20 protein-coding genes are annotated in these 21,185 nt (G+C 65.3%); 8 read left to right on the top strand and 12 right to left on the bottom strand.

Going from position 1 to position 21,185, the window contains the following annotated elements:
• Nucleotide 1: 1 nt before the first annotated feature.
• Nucleotides 2-3,544 carry an urea carboxylase gene (uca, locus tag J2R78_RS11390; RefSeq protein WP_253604425.1) on the top strand — a complete coding sequence of 1,181 codons (3,543 nt, stop codon included), beginning with the start codon at nt 2-4 and terminating at the stop codon, nt 3,542-3,544.
• Nucleotides 3,545-3,561: 17 nt separating this feature from the next.
• Here uca and J2R78_RS11385 read toward each other — a convergent pair whose 3' ends face one another.
• A complete protein-coding gene (locus J2R78_RS11385) occupies nt 3,562-3,852 on the bottom strand; it encodes a hypothetical protein (RefSeq protein WP_057017917.1) in 291 nt (96 codons plus the stop codon).
• A 316-nt stretch (nt 3,853-4,168) separates the two neighbouring features.
• Between J2R78_RS11385 and J2R78_RS11380 the strand changes: the two genes are divergently transcribed.
• Nucleotides 4,169-5,215, top strand: a complete 1,047-nt coding sequence (locus tag J2R78_RS11380; RefSeq protein WP_253604423.1) for an AraC family transcriptional regulator — start codon at nt 4,169-4,171, stop codon at nt 5,213-5,215.
• Between the two features lie 291 nt (nt 5,216-5,506).
• Here the strand turns inward: J2R78_RS11380 and J2R78_RS11375 are convergent, their stop codons facing one another.
• The 6 genes from J2R78_RS11375 to J2R78_RS11350 all read right to left on the bottom strand — a co-directional run bounded on the left by J2R78_RS11375 (nt 5,507) and on the right by J2R78_RS11350 (nt 12,160).
• A complete protein-coding gene (locus tag J2R78_RS11375; RefSeq protein WP_050385202.1) occupies nt 5,507-6,202 on the bottom strand; it encodes an ABC transporter ATP-binding protein in 696 nt (231 codons plus the stop codon).
• Entirely contained in the window at nt 6,202-6,951 is a 750-nt protein-coding gene (locus J2R78_RS11370) for an ABC transporter ATP-binding protein (RefSeq protein WP_028332917.1), read from the bottom strand. The genes J2R78_RS11375 and J2R78_RS11370 overlap by 1 nt, the downstream gene beginning before the upstream one ends.
• The gene (locus J2R78_RS11365) at nt 6,948-8,240 is read right to left on the bottom strand and encodes a branched-chain amino acid ABC transporter permease (protein ID WP_225162903.1); all 1,293 of its coding nucleotides are present in this window, start codon (nt 8,238-8,240) and stop codon (nt 6,948-6,950) included. The genes J2R78_RS11370 and J2R78_RS11365 overlap by 4 nt, the downstream gene beginning before the upstream one ends.
• Entirely contained in the window at nt 8,237-9,184 is a 948-nt protein-coding gene (locus tag J2R78_RS11360; protein WP_016847025.1) for a branched-chain amino acid ABC transporter permease, read from the bottom strand. Before J2R78_RS11360 ends, J2R78_RS11365 begins: the two co-directional genes overlap by 4 nt.
• Nucleotides 9,185-9,306: 122 nt before the next feature.
• Nucleotides 9,307-10,545: a branched-chain amino acid ABC transporter substrate-binding protein gene (locus J2R78_RS11355; protein ID WP_253604421.1), complete on the bottom strand. Its 1,239-nt coding sequence runs from the start codon at nt 10,543-10,545 to the stop codon at nt 9,307-9,309.
• Nucleotides 10,546-10,933: 388 nt separating this feature from the next.
• Nucleotides 10,934-12,160 carry a TetR/AcrR family transcriptional regulator gene (locus J2R78_RS11350; protein WP_253604419.1) on the bottom strand — a complete coding sequence of 409 codons (1,227 nt, stop codon included), beginning with the start codon at nt 12,158-12,160 and terminating at the stop codon, nt 10,934-10,936.
• Nucleotides 12,161-12,405: 245 nt separating this feature from the next.
• Between J2R78_RS11350 and J2R78_RS11345 the strand changes: the two genes are divergently transcribed.
• Both J2R78_RS11345 and J2R78_RS11340 read left to right on the top strand, forming a co-directional pair.
• Nucleotides 12,406-13,470 carry a ketopantoate reductase family protein gene (locus tag J2R78_RS11345; protein ID WP_253604417.1) on the top strand — a complete coding sequence of 355 codons (1,065 nt, stop codon included), beginning with the start codon at nt 12,406-12,408 and terminating at the stop codon, nt 13,468-13,470.
• Between the two features lie 141 nt (nt 13,471-13,611).
• Nucleotides 13,612-13,806 carry a hypothetical protein gene (locus J2R78_RS11340; protein ID WP_057017911.1) on the top strand — a complete coding sequence of 65 codons (195 nt, stop codon included), beginning with the start codon at nt 13,612-13,614 and terminating at the stop codon, nt 13,804-13,806.
• 5 nt (nt 13,807-13,811) lie between these two features.
• On the opposite strand, the gene rnk is transcribed toward J2R78_RS11340, so the two are convergent.
• From rnk to J2R78_RS11325, 3 genes are all read right to left on the bottom strand, one after another.
• Nucleotides 13,812-14,231, bottom strand: a complete 420-nt coding sequence (gene rnk / locus J2R78_RS11335) for a nucleoside diphosphate kinase regulator (protein ID WP_057017910.1) — start codon at nt 14,229-14,231, stop codon at nt 13,812-13,814.
• Between the two features lie 299 nt (nt 14,232-14,530).
• A complete protein-coding gene (locus J2R78_RS11330; protein ID WP_057017908.1) occupies nt 14,531-15,061 on the bottom strand; it encodes a chromate transporter in 531 nt (176 codons plus the stop codon).
• Nucleotides 15,058-15,624, bottom strand: a complete 567-nt coding sequence (locus tag J2R78_RS11325) for a chromate transporter (protein WP_076827649.1) — start codon at nt 15,622-15,624, stop codon at nt 15,058-15,060. The genes J2R78_RS11330 and J2R78_RS11325 overlap by 4 nt, the downstream gene beginning before the upstream one ends.
• Nucleotides 15,625-15,738: 114 nt before the next feature.
• On the opposite strand from J2R78_RS11325, the gene J2R78_RS11320 reads away from it, so the two are divergent.
• Both J2R78_RS11320 and J2R78_RS11315 read left to right on the top strand, forming a co-directional pair.
• Nucleotides 15,739-16,656, top strand: a complete 918-nt coding sequence (locus J2R78_RS11320; RefSeq protein ID WP_253604415.1) for a LysR family transcriptional regulator — start codon at nt 15,739-15,741, stop codon at nt 16,654-16,656.
• A gap of 293 nt (nt 16,657-16,949) precedes the next feature.
• A complete protein-coding gene (locus tag J2R78_RS11315; protein WP_253604413.1) occupies nt 16,950-17,498 on the top strand; it encodes a carboxymuconolactone decarboxylase family protein in 549 nt (182 codons plus the stop codon).
• Nucleotides 17,499-17,554: 56 nt separating this feature from the next.
• On the opposite strand, the gene J2R78_RS11310 is transcribed toward J2R78_RS11315, so the two are convergent.
• Nucleotides 17,555-18,550: a GlxA family transcriptional regulator gene (locus J2R78_RS11310; protein WP_253604411.1), complete on the bottom strand. Its 996-nt coding sequence runs from the start codon at nt 18,548-18,550 to the stop codon at nt 17,555-17,557.
• A gap of 64 nt (nt 18,551-18,614) precedes the next feature.
• Between J2R78_RS11310 and J2R78_RS11305 the strand changes: the two genes are divergently transcribed.
• The gene (locus tag J2R78_RS11305; protein WP_253604409.1) at nt 18,615-19,328 is read left to right on the top strand and encodes a DJ-1/PfpI family protein; all 714 of its coding nucleotides are present in this window, start codon (nt 18,615-18,617) and stop codon (nt 19,326-19,328) included.
• Between the two features lie 6 nt (nt 19,329-19,334).
• On the opposite strand, the gene J2R78_RS11300 is transcribed toward J2R78_RS11305, so the two are convergent.
• Nucleotides 19,335-19,814 carry a hypothetical protein gene (locus tag J2R78_RS11300; protein WP_253604407.1) on the bottom strand — a complete coding sequence of 160 codons (480 nt, stop codon included), beginning with the start codon at nt 19,812-19,814 and terminating at the stop codon, nt 19,335-19,337.
• A 237-nt stretch (nt 19,815-20,051) separates the two neighbouring features.
• On the opposite strand from J2R78_RS11300, the gene J2R78_RS11295 reads away from it, so the two are divergent.
• Nucleotides 20,052-21,116: an amidohydrolase family protein gene (locus J2R78_RS11295; protein WP_253609802.1), complete on the top strand. Its 1,065-nt coding sequence runs from the start codon at nt 20,052-20,054 to the stop codon at nt 21,114-21,116.
• Nucleotides 21,117-21,185: the final 69 nt, after the last annotated feature.

The following is a 21,185-nucleotide window of genomic DNA, read 5'->3' as shown; positions in this document are numbered from 1 at the left end:
CATGTTCAGCAAGGTCCTGATTGCCAACCGCGGCGAGATCGCCGGGCGGATCGGCAGAACATTGCGCCGCATGGGCATCTCTTCGGTCGCGGTCTATTCCGACGCCGACCGTTTCACCCGGCCGGCGCTCGACGCCGACGAGGCGGTGCGGATCGGTCCTGCGCCCGCCGCGGAGAGCTACCTCAATGTCGATGCGATCATGGCGGCGTGCCTTGACACCGGTGCGCAGGCGGTGCATCCCGGCTACGGCTTCCTGTCGGAGAACCGCCGCTTTGCCGAGCGGCTCGCCGGGCACGGCATCAAATTCATCGGGCCGCGGCCTGAGCATCTCGACGCCTTCGGTCTCAAGCACAAGGCGCGGGAGATCGCCGAGCGCAGCGGCGTGCCGCTGCTGCCGGGCTCGGGCCTGCTGGAGACCATCGACGAGGCGGTGCAGCAGGCCGAAACGATCGGCTTCCCGGTGATGCTGAAGAGCACGGCGGGCGGCGGCGGCATCGGGATGCAGCTGTGCCACGACATGGCGACACTGCGCGAGCGCTTCGAATCGGTGCAGCGCACGGCGCGGGCAAGCTTCGGCGATGCCCGGGTCTATCTCGAGCGGTTCGTCGCCAGTGCCCGCCATATCGAGGTGCAGATCTTCGGCAACGGCAAGGGCGGCGTGGTGGCCCTCGGCGAACGCGATTGCTCGCTGCAGCGGCGCAACCAGAAGGTCTTTGAGGAGACGCCCGCGCCGGGGCTGTCCGCCGACATCCGCCGGCGGCTGCATGCGGCCGCGGTGTCGCTCGGCAAGGCCGTGTCTTATGAATCTGCCGGCACGGTGGAGTTCATCTACGACGTCGAGCGCGAGGATTTCTACTTCCTCGAGGTGAACACCCGTCTCCAAGTCGAGCATCCCGTCACCGAGCAGGTCACCGGCGTCGACCTCGTCGAATGGATGATCCGGCAGGCGGCCGGCGAGGACGTGCTCGGCCAGGCGGGCGCGCTCACGCCAAAGGGAGCTGCGATCGAGGTGCGGCTCTATGCCGAGAATCCGGGCGCGGGCTTTCGCCCGAGCGCGGGCCGCCTGACGCAGGTCAGCTTTTCGCCGGATGCGCGGATCGACGGCTGGATCGAGACCGGCACCGAGGTGTCGCCGTTCTACGATCCGATGCTGGCCAAGATCATCGTTTCAGCCGAGACGCGCGAGGCCGCGATCGCGCGGCTTTCGAAAGCGCTGGACGATACGGTCGTCGCCGGCATCGAGACCAATCTGGATTATCTCCGTGCCATCGCAGCCTCCGACGTGTTCCGCAGCGGCCAGGTGGCGACCAGTGTGCTTGGCGAATTCGCCTATCGCCCGCGCACCCTCGACGTGGTCGCGCCGGGGGCGCAAAGCGGGGTGCAGGAACTGCCCGGCCGGCTGCATCTCTGGCATGTCGGCGTGCCGCCGAGCGGCCCGATGGACGAACGGTCGCTTCGCCTCGCCAATCGCGTGGTCGGCAATCCGGAAGTAACGACCGCGCTGGAGCTGACGGTCAACGGGCCGACCTTGCGCTTCAACACCGACGCGATCGTCGCGCTCTCGGGCGCGCTGATGAAGGCATCGCTCGACGGCGCCGATGTCGCGTATGACGAGCCGCTCGCGGTACGCGCCGGCCAGACGCTCGCGATCGGCAGCATCAAGGGCCCTGGGCAGCGCACCTACCTCGCCGTGCGCGGCGGCATCGACGTGCCCGAAATTCTCGGATCGCGTGCTGTGTTTGCGCTCGGCGCGTTCGGCGGCCATGCGACGGGATCGCTGAAGGCCGGCGACGTCTTGCATATCGGTGCCGAGCCATCGGGCCTTGCGGCGCCGCGGCGAGCCACGGAACACGAGCGGCCGCAACTCACATCGGCGTGGCAGATCGGCGTCGTCTACGGCCCGCACGGCGCGCCGGATTTCTTCCTCGACGAGGATATCGAGACGCTGTTCGCGGCGAGCTACGAGGTGCATTTCAACAGCGCCCGCACCGGCGTGCGGCTGATCGGGCCGAAGCCGCGCTGGGCGCGCGCCGACGGCGGCGAGGCCGGGCTGCATCCGTCGAACATCCATGACAACGCCTATGCGGTCGGCTCGATCGACTTCACCGGCGACATGCCGATCATTCTCGGGCCCGACGGACCGAGCCTCGGCGGCTTCGTCTGTCCGGCCGTGGTCGCCCGCGACGAGCTATGGAAGGTCGGCCAGCTCAGGCCGGGCGACACCGTCCGCTTCGTGCCGGTCAAACGCGACGATCCGGTGGCCGGCCCCACGGTGCTGCGCGCGCCTGAGCTCGGATCGGCGATCGTCGGTCGGAATGACGACGGCCCGATTCCGGTGGTCTATCGCCGCGCCGGCGACGACAATCTGCTGGTCGAGTATGGTCCGATGGAGCTCGACATCGCGCTGCGGCTGCGCGTGCATTTGCTGGCGCAGGCGCTGGAAGAGGCGAAGCTCAGTGGCCTGATCGATCTGACGCCCGGCATCCGCTCGCTGCAGATCCATTATGACGGCACCGCGTTGTCGCGAACGAAGCTGCTCGACGTGCTCAGGCGGATCGAGCGCGAATTGCCGCCGGTCGACGCGATGCGGGTGCCGAGCCGCACCGTGCATCTGCCGCTGTCGTGGCGCGATCCGGAGGCCGAGCTTGCGATGCGCAAATATCAGGAGTTGGTGCGCGCCGATGCGCCATGGTGTCCGTCGAATGTCGAGTTCATCCGGCGCATCAACGGACTTGCGAGCGAGGACGATGTCCGCCGCATCGTGTTCGACGCGGATTATTTCGTGCTCGGCCTCGGCGACGTCTATCTCGGCGCGCCGGTGGCGACGCCGCTCGACCCGCGGCATCGGCTGGTGACCACGAAGTACAACCCGGCGCGGACCTGGACGCCGGAAAACGCGGTCGGCATCGGCGGCGCCTATATGTGCATCTACGGCATGGAAGGGCCGGGCGGCTACCAGCTGTTCGGCCGTACCATCCAGGTCTGGAACACCTGGCGCACCACGCGGGTGTTCGAGCCGGGCCATCCCTGGCTGCTGCGGTTCTTCGACAAGATCCGCTTCTTCCCGGTCGACGCCGATGAACTCCTCGACGCCCGCGCCGCGTTCCCGCACGGGCAGTATGACATCAGGATCGAAGAGGGCGAGTTCTCCTACGCCGACTATGCCAGGACACTGGCCGACGCCAAGCCGTCAATCGCCACGTTCAAGGCAACGCAGCAGGCCGCGTTCGACGCCGAGCGCCAGCGCTGGCGCGAGATGAAGCTCGACGAGGCGCCGGCTGAAACGATCGATGCGGCAGCCGCGGCGACGGGGATTCCCGACGGTCAGATTGGCGCGTTCTCTGAAGTGCCCGGCAACATCTGGAAGGTGCTGGTCGAGGAAGGCGCCAAGGTCGCGGCCGGCGACGTGCTGGCCATCATCGAGTCGATGAAGATGGAGATCTCCGTGCACGCACCCGCGGCGGGCCGCATCGCCTCGGTGCCGGTGAAGCCCGGCCAGACGCTGCGCGCGGGCGACGTGGTGGCGTTGCTCCGGCCGGGCTAGCGCGGCTACAGCCGCGCTTAGTCCTTGGGATCGGCCGGTGGGACGAGCGGAGTGGGCGTCTCGACTTCTTTCTCCACCCGCTGCCGGCCTTGATGATCAATTGACGCGTTTTGCCTTAACATCCGATCGATCTTCATCCTCACGCGGCGTGCCGCCAGCAATCCCAGGACCGCCTGAACCGTTCCCGAGAAGTTGCGATCGCCGATGGAGAACGAGTAACGCCAGGTGCCGGCGGTCTCGCCTTCAATGATCGTGTAATGAATTGAACGATGAATGCCGCTATGCTGGGCAGGTGTTTGTCCAACCACGACCTAGCTCATACAGCTGTTCGCTTCGGCGCCAATCGCCTGCCCCAGCGAATTTGCATGCTTGACCAAGCCCATGACGAGTTCGCCCCTGCGCAGGCCCATTGGAAGCCGACTGCCGTCGTTTCAAGGCAGAAATGGATTGGCCGCGGAGCAATCGGCTAGACGATTTGCGTCCGTTGCGTCTTGTGATCCTGGGTCGTTAAATTGCGAGATGGTGTCAGACCGGATGCCTCGAACCCATGAGCTCGTTTGACATAGGTCAAAATACGATCCCGGAAGCTCCCGACGTTGAGCCACGAACACAGTTCGGTGCCGAATGAAAGCCGCCACACGCGTTGCTAGCGCCTTGCCGTCGATACCGAGCTCTGCCGGGGGAATCGCGCGTCTCGCATGTGCCCGGCTGCGCGATGCGCAGGTTGATCCGGTCCCGATCGTGTCAGCTGCAGGCCTGGCAATCGACGACGTCGAGGACCGCAAGCGCCGCATCGATGCACGAGCGCAGGTCAGGCTGCTCGAACTCGCCGCAAGGGAATTGCAGGACGACTGCTTCGGACTCCATCTGGCTCAAGGCTTCGAGCTGGGCGAGATCGGGCTTCTGTACTACGTCATGGCTTCATCGGAGCATCTCGTTGACGCCTTGCAAATCGGCGGACGCTACTGCGCGATCAACAACGAGGGTGTGCGGTTGCGAAGCTCGCTGGATCGCGGCTTCGCCATCGGGTTCGAATATGTCAACATCGATCGGTCGTCGGATCGTCACCATGCGGAATTCTGGCTGGTTGCGCTGATCCGTATTTGCCGCGCACTGACTGACGGCAGGCTGGTCCCAAAGCAAATCAAGTTGAAGCACTCCAGACGAGAAACGCCGTCGGATGTGCGATCTCTTCTTGGATGCGAGATCGAATTTGCAGCGGACAGCGACGAGCTTTTGTTTCCGTCCCGGATCGGCGCATTGCCTGTCGTGGGGGCCGATTTGCATCTCAACAGGATGTTGCTTCAATATGCCGACGAAGCGCTTCGTAGCCGGGCACCGAGACGAAGCAGCGTGCAGTCACGCGTCGAAGGACACATCGCCCAGTTACTGCCGCACGGCAAAGCCAATGCCGAGGCGGTCGCGCGTCGTCTTGGCATGAGCCGGAGAACTCTCGCTCGCGCATTGTCGTCGGAGGGGGTGGACTTCTCAGACGTTCTCAAGGCGTTTCGAATTGCCCTTGCCCGCCATTACCTCGAAGATGAGGAGCTGCCGATTTCCAAGATCGCATGGCTATTGGGCTACAGCGAGGTCTCTTCCTTCACACATGCGTTCGTCCGCTGGACCGGCCTCACGCCGAGGGCCTATCGCAGCTCGAATGGCGATCGGTGATGGGCTGACACCAGCTCTCAACTAGCTGGCACAGACTAGCAAGACCTGGCGGAGTGTACTCCGCTAGGTCAGTCCGATGCAGTCGAACCTCTTGTCCCAGCTCGCGTGTCGCTGTCGCCGCGCTTCGGCCGTGGTTTTCGGCCCCATGACCGGGGACGACTGGCTATTCCTGGCTTCGATAATTTGTTTCCACAGTCTCTTGGTCGCGCTGGTCTGGGTCGTGTTCGCGAACTGACTGATGGCGCTGCTAAGCGGACTTTCGATTGCGTCGTCTATTCGCCGACCGCCGCCTCACACCTCGAGCCATTCCTCGCGAACGGCGGCATTGCTCTTGAGCTGGTCGGGGGTGCCTTCGAACACCACGCGGCCGTGGCCCATGATGTAGACCCGGTTGGAGATCTTCATCGCGATCGACAGCTTCTGCTCGACAAGGAGAATCGCAACGCCGGCTTTCGCGATCCGCGCGATCAGCTCGCCGACCTGCTGCACGATCAGCGGCGCCAGGCCTTCGGTCGGCTCGTCGATCATCATCAATTCGGGGTCGCCGAGCAGCGTGCGGCAGGTGGTCAGCATCTGCTTCTCGCCGCCTGACAGCACGCCCGCCGGCGTGTCGGCGCGCGCGGCGAGGTTCGGGAACATGTCGAGCATCTCCTGCAGCCGCCACTTGCCGGGGCGGCGCGGGTCCTTGATGCCGAGGATCAGGTTCTGGCGAACCGTCAGGCTCGGGAAGATATCGCGATGCTCCGGCACATAGCCGAGGCCGAGGCGTGCGATCTTGTGGCTCGGAAGACCTGCGATATCCTGGCCCTTGAAGCGGATGGTGCCCTGCGGCGGCACCTCGCCCATGATCGCCTTGACGGTGGTGGAGCGGCCGACGCCGTTGCGCCCGAGCAGGCTGACGACCTCGCCGGCCGCGATGTCGAGATCGACGCCCTGCAGGATGTGGCTCTTGCCGTAATAGGCGTGAAGATTCCTGACCTCGAGCATCAGTCGACCTCCTCGCCGAGATAGGCTTCCTTGACCTTCGGATTGCCGCGGATCTCCTCCGGCGTGCCGGAAGCGATGATGTGGCCGTAGACCAAGACCGAGATGCGGTCGGCGAGGCCGAACACGACGCTCATGTCGTGCTCGACGATCACGAGCGTGCGCCCCTCGGTGAGGCGGCGGATCAGCGCGACGGCGCGCTCGGTCTCGGCGTGGCTCATGCCCGCGGTCGGTTCGTCCAGCATGATGACGCTGGCGCCGCCCGCGATCGTGATGCCGATCTCGAGCTCGCGCTGCTCGGCATAGGTCAAGAGGCCCGCCGGCACGTCGCGGCGGTGGCTGAGATGGATGTCGTCGAGGATCTGCGCGGTGCGCTGCTTCACCTCGGGCAGATTGTCGACGTTCTTCCAGAACGCGTAGCGGTGGCCGGTCGCCCACAGCACGGCGCAGCGGACGTTCTCCCACACCGTCATGCGGGCGAACACGTTGGTGACCTGGAACGAGCGCGACAGCCCGCGCCGGTTGATCTCGAAGGGCCGCAAGCCCGAGGTCACCTCGCCGTTGAGGCGGATCTCGCCGGAGGTCGGCTTGATATGGCCGCTGATCAGGTTGAACGTCGTCGACTTGCCGGCGCCGTTCGGGCCGATGATGGCGTGACGCTCGCCCTTGGCGACGCTCAGGTTGAGATCGCGGATGATGGCGACATTGCCGAAGCTCTTCTCGACGGCGTTGACTTGGATGGCAGCGGTCATGCGAGATACCCCCGGTCACGGGCCACCGTCGCGGCGCGGTCCCAGGCTTCCGCAACACGCCGCCAGGTGATGCGCGCGACCAGGAAGCCGCCGACGAGCAGGACCGCCGCGGCCGCCCAGGTCGTCGGCGCCGTGGCGACGAAGGGAACGCCGAGCAGGTTGATCACATCGCCGCCCGAGAAGCGCGCAACGGTTTCGATGGTCAGGATGATGCCGAGCGCCAGCGCCAGCGTCGGGATCGTCGCGACCAGATAGGACGGGATCACGGTGCCGAGGGTCCCGGCGCGGATCAGCGGACGATGCTTCATCAGGATGCCGGCGATGCCGCCGGGCGCGAACATCACGATGCCGATGAAGATGATGCCGAAATAAAGCTGCCAGACCGAGGTGACGCTGGTCAGCCCGAGCTGCAGATAGGTCACCAGGATGGCGCCGAGGATCGGACCGAAGAAATAGGCGGTGCCGCCGATGAACGCGGAGAACAGCACGAGGCCCGATTGCGTCGCGCCGAGATAGGCCGAGTTGGCGATCTCGAAATTGATCGCCGCCAGCCCGCCGGCAATGCCGGCGAAGAAGCCGGCGAACATGTAGGCGAGATAGCGCACCACATGCGGATCGTAGCCGATGAACTCGACGCGCTCCGGATTGTCGCGCACCGCGTTGCAGATCCGCCCGAGCGGCGTGCGGGTCAGCGCATACATCGCGATCGCCGACACCATCACCCAGAACGCGATCAGGTAATAGACCTGGATCTGCGGCCCGAAGGTCCAGCCGAACATCGGCATCAGCGAGGTGCGGTCGGTGGTGATGCCGGATTCGCCGCCGAACACGCTGCGCAGGATCAGCGACGACGAAGCGACCAGTTCGCCGATACCGAGCGAGATCATCGCGAACACGGTGCCGGCGCGCTTGGTCATCACCCAGCCGACGAGGAGGGCGAACGCCATGCCGCCGATGCCGCCGACCAGCGGGATCACCGGCAGCGGGATCGGCCAGTTGTGGCTCGCGACCGCGTTCATGACATGCACGGCGAGGAAACCGCCGAGGCCGTACTGCACGGCGTGTCCGAACGACAGCAGCCCGGTCTGGCCGAGCAGGATGTTGTAGGACAGCGCGAAGATGATCGCGATGCCGATCAGGCTGAAGGAGGTCAGCGAGCCGCCGGTGCCGAACACCAGCGGCAGCACGACCAGCGCGACCGCGGCGAGCAGCCAGACGCCATAGAAGCTCAAGGCGCTGCCGGGCTCCTGCTTGGCCGCAGCGATGGAGGGCGTGGAAGCGTTGCTCATGACTCGCGCGTCCCCAATAGGCCCATGGGGCGGAAGATCAGGACCAGCACCAGCAGCACATAAGGCAGGATCGGCGCGATCTGCGCGATCGTGACGTTCCAGATGTCCGTGAGCGGCGAGGGGCCGAGGCTCGGATCGAGCGGGCCGAACACGCTGGCGAGCGAGCCGTTCAAAGCAACTGCAAAGGTCTGGATCAAGCCGATCAGGAGCGAAGCGATGAAGGCGCCGGGCAGCGAGCCGAGGCCGCCGAACACGATGACGACGAACAGGATCGGGCCGAGCAGCGCGGCCATGTCGGACTGCGTCACCAGCGAGGGACCGGCGATGACGCCGGCGAGACCCGCAAGGGCGCTGCCGACGCCGAACACCAGCATGAACACGCGTCCGACATTGTGGCCGAGATGGCCGACCATGCTCGGATGGGTCAGCGCGGCCTGCACGATCAGGCCGACCCGCGTCTTCTTCAAGGTGACCAGCAGCGCGATGAAGATCACAACCGAGATCACCAGCATGAAGATCTTGTAGGCGGGGTAATTGGTGGAGAACACGGTGAAGGCGGGGAAGTCGAGCGCCGCCGGGACGCGGTAGTCGACCGGGCTCTTGCCCCAGATCATCGAGACGATCTCTTCGATCGCGAACGCAAGCCCGAAGGTCAGCAGCAGTTCGGCGACGTGGCCGTGCTTGTGGGTGTTGCGCAGACCGTAGCGCTCGACCGCCATGCCGACCGCGCCGACCAGCAGCGGCGCCAGCACCAGGGCCGGCCAGAATCCGATCCAGCGGGTGAGCTGAAAGCCGAAGAACGCGCCGAGCATGTAGAAGCTGGCATGCGCGAAGTTCAGCACGCCCATCATGCTGAAGATGACGGTGAGCCCGCTGGACAACAGGAACAGCAGCATGCCGAACAGGACGCCGTTGAGCGTCGAGATGACGATCAGCTCAGCCACGGCGCACTCGCTTGAGACTGGAACGGTTCACGTGATCAGACCTGTCGAAGGAAAGGAGCTTACCTGTCATTCCGGGGCGGTCCGCAGGACCGAACCCGGAATGACAGGAGAGAGGCGGCCGATCAGGGCCGCTTCATGTTGCAGGTGGTCGGAAGCATCGTCTGCGCGGTGTCGATCTTGGACACGATGCGCCAGCCCCAGCCGGTGTTTTCCTCGTCGAACGGCTCCTTGGTCTTGTCGGCCAGCGCGCCGAACGAGGAGATGTAGATCGGCTGGAAGAACTGGTGGTCGTCCTTGCGGATGAAGCCCTCGCCGCCGTCGAACACTTCGAACTTCATGCCTTCGAGTGCGGCCGCGACCTTCACCGGATCGATCGAATTGGCCTTCTCGGCGGCCGCCTTGAACATCCGCATCTCGTTGACCGCGCGCGGATACCAGACGGAAATGCCGGTCTTGGCGCGGAAGTCCTTCTCGAAATCCATCGCCGCCTTGTTGCCGGAGTTCGGGACGCCTTCGCTGATCTGGAACACCTGGCCCTCGAGGCCGGCCTGCTTGACTGCGGTCGGTCCGCCGGCGCCGCCGGCATAATAGGTGTACCAGTTGACCTTGAGGCCGGCGTCGGCCGCCGCCTTCAGCAGCAGCGCGAAGTCCTGGCCCCAGTTGCCGGTCACGACAGTGTCGGCGCCGGACGCCTTGATCTTGGCGATGTAGGGCGAGAAGTCGGTGACCTTGAGCATCGGGTGCAGTTCGTCGCCGACGACCTGGATATCCGGCCGCTTTTCGCCCAGCATCTTGCGCGCCGTGGTGCGCACCGACTGGCCGAACGAATAGTCCATGTTGATCAGGTAGACCTTCTTGATGGACGGCTGGCCCTTCATGTAGTTGGTCAGCGCTTCCATCTTGATGTCCGAGTTCGCATCCCAGCGGAAATGCCAGTAGCTGCACTTCTCGTTGGTCATCGCCGGATCGACCGCGGCGTAGTTGAAGTAGAGCACTTCCTTGCCGGGGTTGCGCGTATTGTGCTTGGTGACGAAGTCTTCCAGCGCCGCACCGACCGACGAGCCGTTGCCCTGGGTGATGTAGTGGACGCCGGCGTCGACCGCCTTCTGCGCCTGCACCAGGCTTTCCTGCGGATTGGTCTTGTTGTCGAGCGGGACGATCTCGACCTTGTGGCCGAGGATGCCGCCCTTGGCGTTCAACTCGTCGGCGAGATACTGAAACGTCTTCAGGCCGCCTTCGCCAACGCTGGCGCCGCCGCCGGAGAGCGGATCGATATAGCCGATCTTGATGGATTCCTGCGCGGACGCCGCGCCTCCCAACACCGTCAGCGCTGCCGCGGCGGCAACGATCAGCCTATGCATCCTGCGTTCTCCCTTGCTCGTGTTTCTTGATCTTTAGCGATCGAGGCCGTCTCATAACCCCAATCGCCGAGCCTTCGCAACTTTCGCTTTGAATACTGCGTCAAGTTTTAGCAGAAGGTATTATGATGTTATAGGCCATATGTCGGCGGAATCGGGCGCTGTTTTGAATTACAGGTAAACTTTTGGATGGGGCTCACGCTTATTCGCGGTTCCGAACCGGCGTCGTCCGTCTCCAAACCTCCCCTTGAAAAGGGGAGGTCGCTTCGCTCGTTAGAGCAAAGCGGGTGGGGATCGGCTGTCGCCACTTGGAGCGTCGCCTGCGGCTGACCCCCATCCCGATCTTCGCCGTTCAGGGGGAAGGGGAAACCACGATCGCTACCGTGGCGCCTTAGCCCGGATGTCGGCGCGGCTTGAGGCCCGCGAGGAACAGCCGCGCGAAATGATCGGCGATCTCGGCTGGAGACCAGTCACGCCTGGTCTTGAACCAGATCGGATACCAGTGGCCCATTCCGGTGAGAATGCGCTCCGCGAAATAGGTATCGATGCGGCGGAAACGGCCCTCGTCGACCCAGCGCTGATAGCTGTTCTGGTCTTGTCGGATCGTCGCCAGCACGTCTCCGACATAGGCTTTTCGGTCTGCGTCGTTGAGATAGTTGATGTTGTGGTAGGTCGCCTTTGGGCCGCAGGGCGTGTCGTGCAGCATCAACAGCAGGCGAATTCGCTGAACGATGTGATCGAATGCTCCAAGGCTGTGCTCTTGCAGATGCTCGCGAATGCTGACCTCGCCGGCGAGCCCGCGTCGCAGGCAGGCCAGCAGCAGGCTCTCCTTTTCACTGAAGTGATAGTAGATGCCGGCGCGCGTCATGCCCGCATCCACGGCGATGCTCTCGAGCGACGTGCCCGAGGCGCCCCTTCGGTTGAAACTGTCGGAAGCAATCGACAGCATCCTGTCGAACTTGGCGGCCCGCTTGTTCAACGCTGTGCGAGCCTCGAGAAAAGGGGCGAGGCTGAGCGGCTCGGGCATTTTGGGAAGCGCGATCTCGCGCCGGTAGACGCCATGCGTGATGATGTCGTCGATGGCATCGATCGCCTGTTGCCGCGTGTAGTAGTCGCGTTCGGACAGCCAGAACGGAACCCAGTCCAGGATGGAGATCAGCGCCACCGCCGTGAGCAGCGGCTCGTCGCAGGCGATCGAGCCGTCCGCCACGCCCCGATCGAGGATGTCCGCCAGCAGCGCGGCATTCTGCCAGCGCTTGGCATGGACCTCGCTGCTGTAGGGCGCGGCCAGCGCATCGATATCGCTGAACAGGATCATGCGCTGGCCTTCGGGCCTCAGCCTGCCGCGCACGAAGCGCCTGATTATCTCGAGCCCGTCGATGCCGGGCTCGGCGGCCGCCTCGATTTCGTGGCGATAGATCGCAAGGCCGCGCAGATAGCAGTGGAAGATGAGATCTTCCTTGTCGCGGAAATAGTGGTACAGCGCGCCCGGCACGGCCTGCACCGATGCTGCGACCTGCTCCATCGTCACGTTGGCATAGGAGTGGCGGGCAAACAGCCGGGAAGCTGAGACGAGGATTTCTTCAGCCCGATCCGTCGGGTCGGCGGCGACTTGCAAGCTCGAATGCCCTTCCTGATCGCGGAACGAAAATCCGCACGCGAGATAATCCCCTTGGCAGCCGCTTGTCGATCTGCGATAGACGGTGGCATACCATACACCAGCTGATCTTGATTGTCTGGTGATGTGGCGATCGTCGGCCCGTGGATGCGGGACGGCCAAGATCGACCGGGCATCGGTTCGGCAGCAGCTTCGGACAGGATTTGGAGAGCAAGCCTTTCGTGAGGAGGGCTATTGGAGAGAGCATGGCGCGCAACATTCTGATTTTGGGAGCCTCCTACGGCTCCCTGCTGGGGACCAAGCTGCTGATGGCGGGTCACAACGTGTCCCTGGTGTGCCGGAAGAACACCGCCGACCTGATCAACCGCGAAGGCACCGAGGTGCGGATCAAGCTGCGCGACGAGAAGGAGCACCGCTCGATCTTCTCGCGCGATCTGCCGGGCAAGCTCGACGCCGTCACGCCTGCCGATGTCGACGTCTCGCGCTACGACATGGTCGGCCTTGCGATGCAGGAGCCGCAATACACCAACCACACGGTTCGCGTGCTGATGATCAAGATCGCGGCGGCGAAGCTGCCCTGCCTGTCGATCATGAACATGCCGCCGTTGCCGTATCTGAAGCGGATCCCCGCACTCGCCGGCATGGACCTCGAGGAGGCCTACACCAACGCGCAGGTGTGGGAGCGCTTCGAGCCGGGCCTCGTCACGCTGTGCTCGCCCGATCCGCAGGCCTTCCGTCCGCCGGAGGAGAAGGCCAATGTGCTGCATGTCGGCCTGCCGACCAACTTCAAGGCCTCCGCCTTCGCCGACGACAAGCACAACAAGGTGCTGCGCGAGCTGGAAGCCGACATCGACGCGGTGACGCTCGACGGCCAGGACGTTCCGGTGAAGCTGAAGGTGTTCGATTCGCTGTTCGTGCCGCTGGCGAAGTGGTCGATGCTGCTGACCGGCAACTATCGCTGCATCACGCCGACTGAGCCGCAATCGATCCGCGATGCCGTGCACAGCGACCTGACGCGCTCGCAGGCGATCTATGATCATGTCGACGCCATCGCGCGCAAGCTCGGCGCCGATCCCGCGGATCAGGTGCCGTTCGCGAAATACGCCAAGGCCGCGGAAAGCCTGCTCAAGCCGTCATCGGCGGCCCGCGCGGTCGCCGCCGGCGCGCCCTTCATAGAACGCGTCGACCTGCTGGTGAAGCTGATCTCGCATCAGCTCGGCACGCCGAGCGCCGAGATCGACCGCACGGTCGAGACCGTCGATCAGAAGCTGAACGAGAAGATCGTGCAGGGCGGCTCCGGCGCGGAGTAACCGAATGCGTTGACGGCGGGGGCAGGAACGCCCTCGCCATGCATCGGCGATCTGCAATGCACGCAATCGCGGTTGCCGGACGCATGGCTCGACCTGTCCAGATGAGGTAGGCTCGCCCAGCTGCGGTTGGGAGCAACGGACATGCCGAGCAAATCGCTTCCTCTCCTTGCAATCTACGGCGACCTCGATCGCGCACGCGACATCATGCGCGCCTGGCAGCCGCTCGACCATCTCTCCGCCGAAGATGCCGAGATCGTCGTGAAGGCAATCGCCGAAGGCATCGCGCGTGGGCGCCGGCACGGGATCGAGATGGGACAGTGTCATCAGGCGGCGTAAAGCCGCTAGCCCTCATGCGTCACGGCCAAAACCGTCACCGAACGCGTCTGCTGGCTGGGCGTCTGAAAATCGATCGTCTGGCCGACCGACAATCCGATCAGCGCCGCACCGACCGGCGTCAGCACCGAGATGCGCCGCAGCGCGATGTCGGCTTCGTGCGGATAGACGAGCACGACCTCCCTGACGTCGCCGGTCTCGTCGTCGCGGTAGCGCACAAGCGAGCCCATGCGGACCACGTCATGCAGATCGGCATCGTCGGCGACCAGCTGGGCGCGGTCCGTCTCGCGTGCGAGGAACTGGGCGACGCGGGGAAACACCGCCATGCTGGAATCGGCCAGCGCGCTGAGGCGATGCGCCTCGCTCGCGGTGATCACGATCGGCGGCAATGCCGGGGCGGTAAAGCTGTTCTGAATGGTTCGGGTCATGTGGGTTGATCTTTGCGGTTGATCGGAGGCGCACGAGCGCCGGCGCGCGGACATCTCGCGACGCGACGGACCGAAATGATTTGGTGACGTAGAGGAATCCGGACGGCGCGCGATCGCCGGCCGGCTAATTGCCTGCGTGCAGACGTCCGGCGCGCAATTCGCGGCGCGCAATACGGGTGTCGATGCGGAGCGTGTCGATCATGGCATGATCAACATAGCCGCTGGCGACGTCGCATCCATTGCGGCGAAAGCGCGCACATCGCCGCGTGGAACGAGACGCCATCGCTGCAAGCAGAGCGTCAGGGCTGTCCGATGCCAGACAGGCCGAGCACCGCGCCGGCGGCGAGCGCGACAAGCGGATGGATGCGCGTCGTGGTGGTGGCGATCGCGACGCCGGCCGCGATCAGGATGGTGCCCCAGCTCGAGGCCGATGCGTGGGTGATGACGATGGCGCTGGCCGTGACGAGCCCGGCGGTGACCGGAACCAGCCCCGCCTGCACGGTGCGGCGCCAGGGCCGATCCTTGAAGCGTTCCCAGAGCCGCAGCGCGAAGCCTGTCACCAGCGACGACGGCCCGAACTTGGCGAGCGACGTCACCAGCACGCCGGAGAAGCCCGCGACATGCCAGCCGACCAGCGGCACCACCATCATGTTCGGCCCGGGTGCCGCCTGCGCCAGCGCGAACAGCGCGCCGAATTCCTGCGCCGTCATCCAGTGATGGACGTCGACCACCTGACGCTGCATCTCCGGCAGGATGGTGTTGCCGCCGCCGAAGGCGAGCAGCGAGAGTTCGGCGAAGATCAGCGCGAGCGTGACGAGGGTTGCGCTCATGATGCCTGCCTCGACCTGAGGACAATGCTGAGCGGCGCCAGCGTCAACAGGGTCGGCAGCAGCGGCAATCTGAACACGGCAATAGCGAGCACGCACAGCGCGCCGATGAAGAGGCCGAGCACATCGCGCCGCAGCGGCCAGGCGATCTTGATCGCCGTGGAAATCAGGAGCCCGGCCGCCGCGGCGGCGAGACCGCCGAACAGATGACGGACGACCGGGTCGTCGGCGAAGCGGCCATAGATCACACCAAGGCCGATCACGACCGCGGTCGGCACCGCGATCAGGCCGAGGATCGCCGCGAACGCGCCGGGAATGCCGCGAAACTTCAGCCCGACCGCGACCGACATGTTGATGATGTTGCCGCCGGGCAGGAACTGGCACAGCCCGAGCAGGTCGGTGAACTCCGCGCCGGTGAGCCAGCCGCGCTTCTCCACCATCATGTGGCGCGCCAGCGGCAGCACGCCGCCGAAGCCGGTCAGTCCGAGGATGAAGAAGCCCGTGAACAACTCGCCGACGTCAGGTGCGTGATGCTTAGTGGTTTGCGCGGCGGGGATGGCGTCCATCGGCGGGGCGGCTCCGGTTTGATTTGTTGTTGAGCCGACTCTAGTTGGCCGCGTGCCAAATATCCAATATATGGATATGCGAATTTGCATATCTATTGCATATGGATTGTCCTGATGATCGAACTGCGCCATCTCCGCTATGCCGTCGCGGTCGCCGAGGAAGGCCATATCACTCGCGCCGCCGCGCGGCTCGGCATTCAGCAGCCGCCGCTGAGCCAGCAGATCCGCGCCCTGGAAGCCGCGATCGGCGCGCCGCTGTTTCGCCGGCAGCCGCGCGGGGTCGAGCTGACCGCGGCCGGCCGTGCCTTCGTCGGCAAGGCGCGCGCGATCCTGCGCGACGCCGACCTTGCGGTGGAGGCCGCGCGCCGCGCGAGCCGCGGCCAGGAGGGGCAGCTTGCAATCGGCTTCACCTCTTCGGCCGCCTTCCATCCTTTCGTCACCGGCGTGATGCGCGAAATGCGCGAGCGCGCGCCGGCGATCACGCTGTCGCTCGAGGAGGCCTCGACCGGCGAGCTGATCGCAGCCGTCGAGGCCGATCGGCTCGATGCCGCATTCGTGCGTGCGCCAGGCGAGCGGCTGGAGAACCTCACGATCACGCATCTGCTCGACGAGGAGATGGTGGTCGCATTGCCGGACCATCACCCGCGCGCCCGCAAGGACACCCGCCGGCGGACTTCGCTGGCCTCGCTCGCCGACGAGCCGCTGATCCTCTACCGCCGTCCGACCGGGCCCGGCCTCTACGACAGTATCATCGCCGCCTGCCGCGCCGCGGGTTTCAGCCCGAAGGTGGCGCAGGAGGCGACGCGGATGGTGTCGACGCTCAGCCTCGTCGCGGCGGGGCTCGGCATTTCGATCGTGCCGGAATCGATGGCGCGGCTCGAGACCGCCGGCGTCTCCTATCTCCGCCTCGAGCGCGCCACCGGCCTCGTCGCGCCGCTGGCGCTGGCGCGCAAGAAGGGCCCCGCCGCCGGCACGCTCGGCCGCCTGCTCGGGATCGTGACGCGGCGGGTGAAGGACCGCGCCGGGGTCTAAGCGGGACTTGCAACCGTCATTGCGAGGAGCGACAGCGACGAAGCAATCCATCTATCCGTTGCGCGGAAACATGGATTGCTTCGCTTCGCTCGCAATGACAGTGGACGGAGCTGAAGCTCAGCGAGCCCCGCACCGCCGCCTGGATGGCGCGGAACGTGGGGAGTTTGGCGAACGCACGCGTCAGGGCGGGTCTAGATAGCTTCCATCGAATCCGGTTGCCCGCGCGCGGATCGCAACAGCTCAGCCGCGCCTGGAGGCTTCGGGTTCAATCAACACCGCGAAAGGCATTTCCGATGGCGCGTTTTCCTGTCCATACGCTCGAGTCTGCCCCTGAAGCCTCGAGGCCTACTTTGCGCGAGGTCGAGGCGCGGTTCGGCATGATCCCGAACCTTGCGGCGACGATGGCGACGTCACCCGTGCTGATCCAGAGCTTCCTCGGCATCTTCGACAAGGTTCACGGCGGCAGCTTCACCGAGCAGCAGATCCAGACCGTGCTGCTCACCGACGCGGTGACCAATGGCTGCGCCTGGGCAGTCGCGCTGCATTCCGCGCTCGGCTTGCAGGCTGGCCTCGATCCGGCCGATGTCGACGCGATGCGTGCCGGCCGCTCGCCTGCCGACAAGACACTCGGCGCGCTCTCGACGCTGGCGCGGTCGCTGATCGAAAAGCGTGGGCGGCTCGACGAAGAGGAGATCGAACGATTCCTGGCAGCCGGGTTCTACAAGGACCTCGTGCTTGAGGTGATCACCATCGTGGCGGCCTCGACCATCACCAACTACACCGGCAGCGTCACCAATCCGCCGCTGGAGGCGGCGTTGCAGGAATATGCCTGGAACGGCTGAGGCGATCGCGCCTGGCGTCAATCATTGCACGTCGACCGCGCGGCCGGCCGTGCACTTCAGAGCGCAAACCTGGCGCGGTAATCCTGCGGCGTGGTCGACAGCAGGCGCAGGAAGCTGCGGCGCATCGTCTCCTCGGTCCCGAAGCCGCAACGCTGCGAGATGCGCTTGATCGGCAGGCGCGTTTCCGAGAGCAGATGCCGCGCGCCCTCGACCCGGAGTCGCTCGATCGCGCGCGCCGGCGTCAAGCCGGTCGCTTCGGCGTAATGGCGGCTGAAGCTGCGCTCGCTCATGCCGGCCTGTTTAGCCAGCGTCGACAGCGAGAGGTCGCCGGCCAGGTGGTTGCTGATCCAGTCGTGCAGCGCGCTGAACCTGTCGTCGGTTGCTTGCAGCGACAGGATTTCGCTGAATTGCGCCTGTCCGCCCGGCCGTTTGAAAAACACGACGAGATAGCGGGCGACGGCAAGCGCCGCCGTGCGGCCGAGATCCTCCTCCACCAGCGCCAGCGCCAGATCGATGCCGGAGGTGACGCCGGCCGACGTCCAGAACGAACCGTCGCGCACGAAGATCGGATCGGGCTCGACGCGGACATCGGGAAAACGCTCGGCGAGCTCTGCGCAAAATCCCCAATGGGTCGCGGCACGCCGGCCATTGAGCACGCCCGATGCGGCGAGCAGGAATGCGCCGGTGCAGACCGATGCGGTGCGGCGCGCCTGCCCGGCGCGCTCGCGTACCCAGTCCACCAGGACGGCATCGGCCGTCGCGGCGTTGACGCCGTCGCCGCCCGGAATCACCAGCGTGTCGACCGCGGTGTCGATTGCGGGCAGCGGATGCACCGCGAGCCCGACACCGGCGGATGACTCGACGTGTGAACCATCCTTTGCAACGACGCGGACTTCATATGGCTCGGCGTTGCCTGCCTTGGCCGCCAGCGCGTTGGCGGACGCGAACACCTGCAATGGCCCGGTGACGTCGAGCAACTGCACGGCCGGATAGGCCAGCACTTCGATCGAGCGGCGGCGGTTTGGCGAAAAACGTGGGCTGGTTGGCGTCATCGCCGAAACCTGCCGCGCTAGATTCGCTTTGTCCATAGCGCAAGGAAAGTTCGAGGGAAGTTCGATGATTGCTCACGATGTTCATCTCCGGATCGGTTCGCTGCTGTTCGAAGGCGTCGATCAAATCGATTTGACCGGGCCGTTCGAGGTGCTGTCGCGGATTCCGAATTCGACCTACCGCATCTACGGCAAGACCGCCGAGCCGGTCCGCGACATCAAGGGATTGCGGCTGACACCGGATGCGACGCTCGCCGATGCGCCGCCGCTCGACGTGCTGCATGTGCCGGGCGGCTTCGGTCAGCAAGCCCTGATGGAGGACACGGAGGTGCTCGGCTGGATCAACCGGCAGGCGGCGGGGGCGTGCCGCATCTTCTCGGTCTGCACGGGCGCGCTGATCTGCGGAGCGGCCGGCCTGCTGAAGGGGCGCAGGGCGACGACGCATTGGGCGTCGTTTCATCTGCTGCCGTTTTTCGGCGCTACGCCCGTGAACCAACGCGTGGTGGTGGACGGAAGCTTCGTCTTTGCCGCCGGAGTCACGGCAGGCATCGATGGCGCATTGCGGCTCGCGGCTGAACTGCGCGGCGACGATGCTGCGCGCGCGATCCAGCTCTACATGGTGTATGCGCCGGAGCCGCCGTTCGACAGCGGCACGCCGGAGACCGCGCCACCCGAGATCCTGCAGCAGTCGCGCCAGGCTGTGCGCGCGATCACGGAGCAGCGGGAGGAAACCGCGCGCCGTGTCGCGGCGAGGCTGGGCGTCGCCCTGCAGGGAGATTGAGTGGGGCTAATTCCCTGGCTCGAAGCTGCAGTCGGCGCCGCCGCCGGCCTTGTCCTTGATCACCTTCGGATCCAGCGTGCAGGACAGTTTCGACAGCGCCTCGTAGATCGTGCCCGCGGCGCCGTCGGGCGGCACGCCGGCCAGCGCCACGGTCGCGAACATTGCATTGGCTTCGCTGCCCCTCACGGTGTGGGTCTTGCTGCCGAAGCTCAGTTCGCATGAACGCGAGGTGATGTCGACATTGCTGGCGCGGCAGACCACCTTGTCGGCGGTGACGGTGATCTTCCTGGTGATGGGGACGTTGCTGTCGCCGCCAAGGAACGCGGCGACCGCCTTCTTCTCCTTGGCCGGCAACGGCGAATAGGGCGCCACCACGCCGGCGAGCGCCAGCGCGACCGAGCCCGAGGTGGTCGCGGGTGCGGCCCATGTGGCCGACGAGGCCAGTAACAATGAACATGCGAGGATCGTCAGTTGGCCCAGTCTCATTCCCGTCTCCCGGTGCCCGCGCTTTCCGCGGCGCGGAATCGCTAGCACATCTCGCGGCCTGAACAGGTGACGCCATTCATAGGCGATCCCGCAACTTCGCGTGAGGTGCGGTGCGCGCACAGGGCAGGGCGGCCCCGCGTGGACCCGCTTGCACGATCGCGCCATCGGCGTCACAGTCCGATCCGTGGCAGCGATGCCGCCAACAACGACGACAAGAAGATCAATCCGGGGAACGCCATGGCGGCCACGCGCATCGACTGCGACATCCATCCCGCGGTGGGGGGAACGCGCACCACGCTGCTGCCCTATCTGAGCGATCACTGGAAGGAACAGGTCGTCAGCCGCGCCATCGACGGGCTCGACCTCAATTCCTATCCGCCGTCGATGCCGCTGTCCGGCCGCGCCGACTGGCGGCCGGCGGACGGCAGCAAGCCCGGCAGCGATCTTGCCATGGTGCAGCGCGGCGCATTCGACCAGCTCGGCGCCAGCCACGCCATCTGCAACGTCGTCTATGGCGCGCAGGCGGTGTTCGATTCCTACATGGCCGCTGACTTCTGCAGGGCGATCAACGACTGGATCGCGGCCGAGTGGCTTGCCAGGGACACGCGGCTGCGCGCCTCGATCGTGGTGCCGATCCAGGCGCCCGACCTTGCGGTCGAGGAGATCGAGCGCAGGGCCGGCGACAATCGCTTCGTCTCGGTGCTGGTGCCCTCGCAGGGCGAGACGCTGCTCGGCCGGCGGCATTACTGGCCGATCTATCAGGCCGCGGAGAAATACAAGCTTCCGATCGCGATCCACGCCGGCAGTGCCTACCGGGGCGCGCCGAGCTCGATCGGCTGGCCGTCCTACCGCTACGAATATTATCTCGCCGAGGCGCAGGCGTTTCAGGCGCAGACGTTGAGCCTGATCTATGAGGGCGTGTTCGGGAAGTATCCCGGATTGACCGTCGTACTGATGGAGTCGGGCGTCAGCTGGCTGCCGGCGTTCATGTGGCGCGCCAACAAGACCTGGCGCGGCGTGCGCGTCGAGGTGCCGTGGGTGGAGCGCGAGCCCGCCGCGATCATCCGCGACCATTTCCGCGTCACCATGCAGCCGTTCGACGCGCCGCTGGACGCAACAGGTGTCGCCGACATCATCGATCAGATCGGCTCCGACAAGATGTTCCTGTTCGCATCCGACTATCCGCACTGGCAGTTCGACGGCGACGATCCGATCCCGCCGCATCTGCCCGACAGCATCATCAAGCGGATGTGCGAAGACAACCCGATTGAAACGTTCCCGCGTTTGAAGCTGAATTCGTAATTCGCGCGCATGATCTGGAAAAGTGGGAGCCGGTTTTCCGACAAGATCATGCGCAAACAAGAAGGAGGA

The organism is Bradyrhizobium sp. USDA 4538 (assembly GCF_024171045.1).
Classification (GTDB): domain Bacteria; phylum Pseudomonadota; class Alphaproteobacteria; order Rhizobiales; family Xanthobacteraceae; genus Bradyrhizobium; species Bradyrhizobium australafricanum.
This window is presented reverse-complemented; position numbering and strand designations above follow the sequence as displayed.

Coding starts and splice junctions, on each gene's coding strand:
- uca (WP_253604425.1), top strand. CDS start 2: ATGTTCAGCAAGGTCCTGATTGCCAACCGCGGCGAGATCGCCGGGCGG.
- J2R78_RS11380 (WP_253604423.1), top strand. CDS start 4,169: ATGAAAGCCGCCACACGCGTTGCTAGCGCCTTGCCGTCGATACCGAGC.
- J2R78_RS11375 (WP_050385202.1), bottom strand. CDS start 6,202: ATGCTCGAGGTCAGGAATCTTCACGCCTATTACGGCAAGAGCCACATC.
- J2R78_RS11370 (WP_028332917.1), bottom strand. CDS start 6,951: ATGACCGCTGCCATCCAAGTCAACGCCGTCGAGAAGAGCTTCGGCAAT.
- J2R78_RS11365 (WP_225162903.1), bottom strand. CDS start 8,240: ATGAGCAACGCTTCCACGCCCTCCATCGCTGCGGCCAAGCAGGAGCCC.
- J2R78_RS11355 (WP_253604421.1), bottom strand. CDS start 10,545: ATGCATAGGCTGATCGTTGCCGCCGCGGCAGCGCTGACGGTGTTGGGA.
- J2R78_RS11345 (WP_253604417.1), top strand. CDS start 12,406: ATGGCGCGCAACATTCTGATTTTGGGAGCCTCCTACGGCTCCCTGCTG.
- J2R78_RS11340 (WP_057017911.1), top strand. CDS start 13,612: ATGCCGAGCAAATCGCTTCCTCTCCTTGCAATCTACGGCGACCTCGAT.
- rnk (WP_057017910.1), bottom strand. CDS start 14,231: ATGACCCGAACCATTCAGAACAGCTTTACCGCCCCGGCATTGCCGCCG.
- J2R78_RS11330 (WP_057017908.1), bottom strand. CDS start 15,061: ATGAGCGCAACCCTCGTCACGCTCGCGCTGATCTTCGCCGAACTCTCG.
- J2R78_RS11325 (WP_076827649.1), bottom strand. CDS start 15,624: ATGGACGCCATCCCCGCCGCGCAAACCACTAAGCATCACGCACCTGAC.
- J2R78_RS11320 (WP_253604415.1), top strand. CDS start 15,739: ATGATCGAACTGCGCCATCTCCGCTATGCCGTCGCGGTCGCCGAGGAA.
- J2R78_RS11315 (WP_253604413.1), top strand. CDS start 16,950: ATGGCGCGTTTTCCTGTCCATACGCTCGAGTCTGCCCCTGAAGCCTCG.
- J2R78_RS11310 (WP_253604411.1), bottom strand. CDS start 18,550: ATGACGCCAACCAGCCCACGTTTTTCGCCAAACCGCCGCCGCTCGATC.
- J2R78_RS11305 (WP_253604409.1), top strand. CDS start 18,615: ATGATTGCTCACGATGTTCATCTCCGGATCGGTTCGCTGCTGTTCGAA.
- J2R78_RS11300 (WP_253604407.1), bottom strand. CDS start 19,814: ATGAGACTGGGCCAACTGACGATCCTCGCATGTTCATTGTTACTGGCC.
- J2R78_RS11295 (WP_253609802.1), top strand. CDS start 20,052: ATGGCGGCCACGCGCATCGACTGCGACATCCATCCCGCGGTGGGGGGA.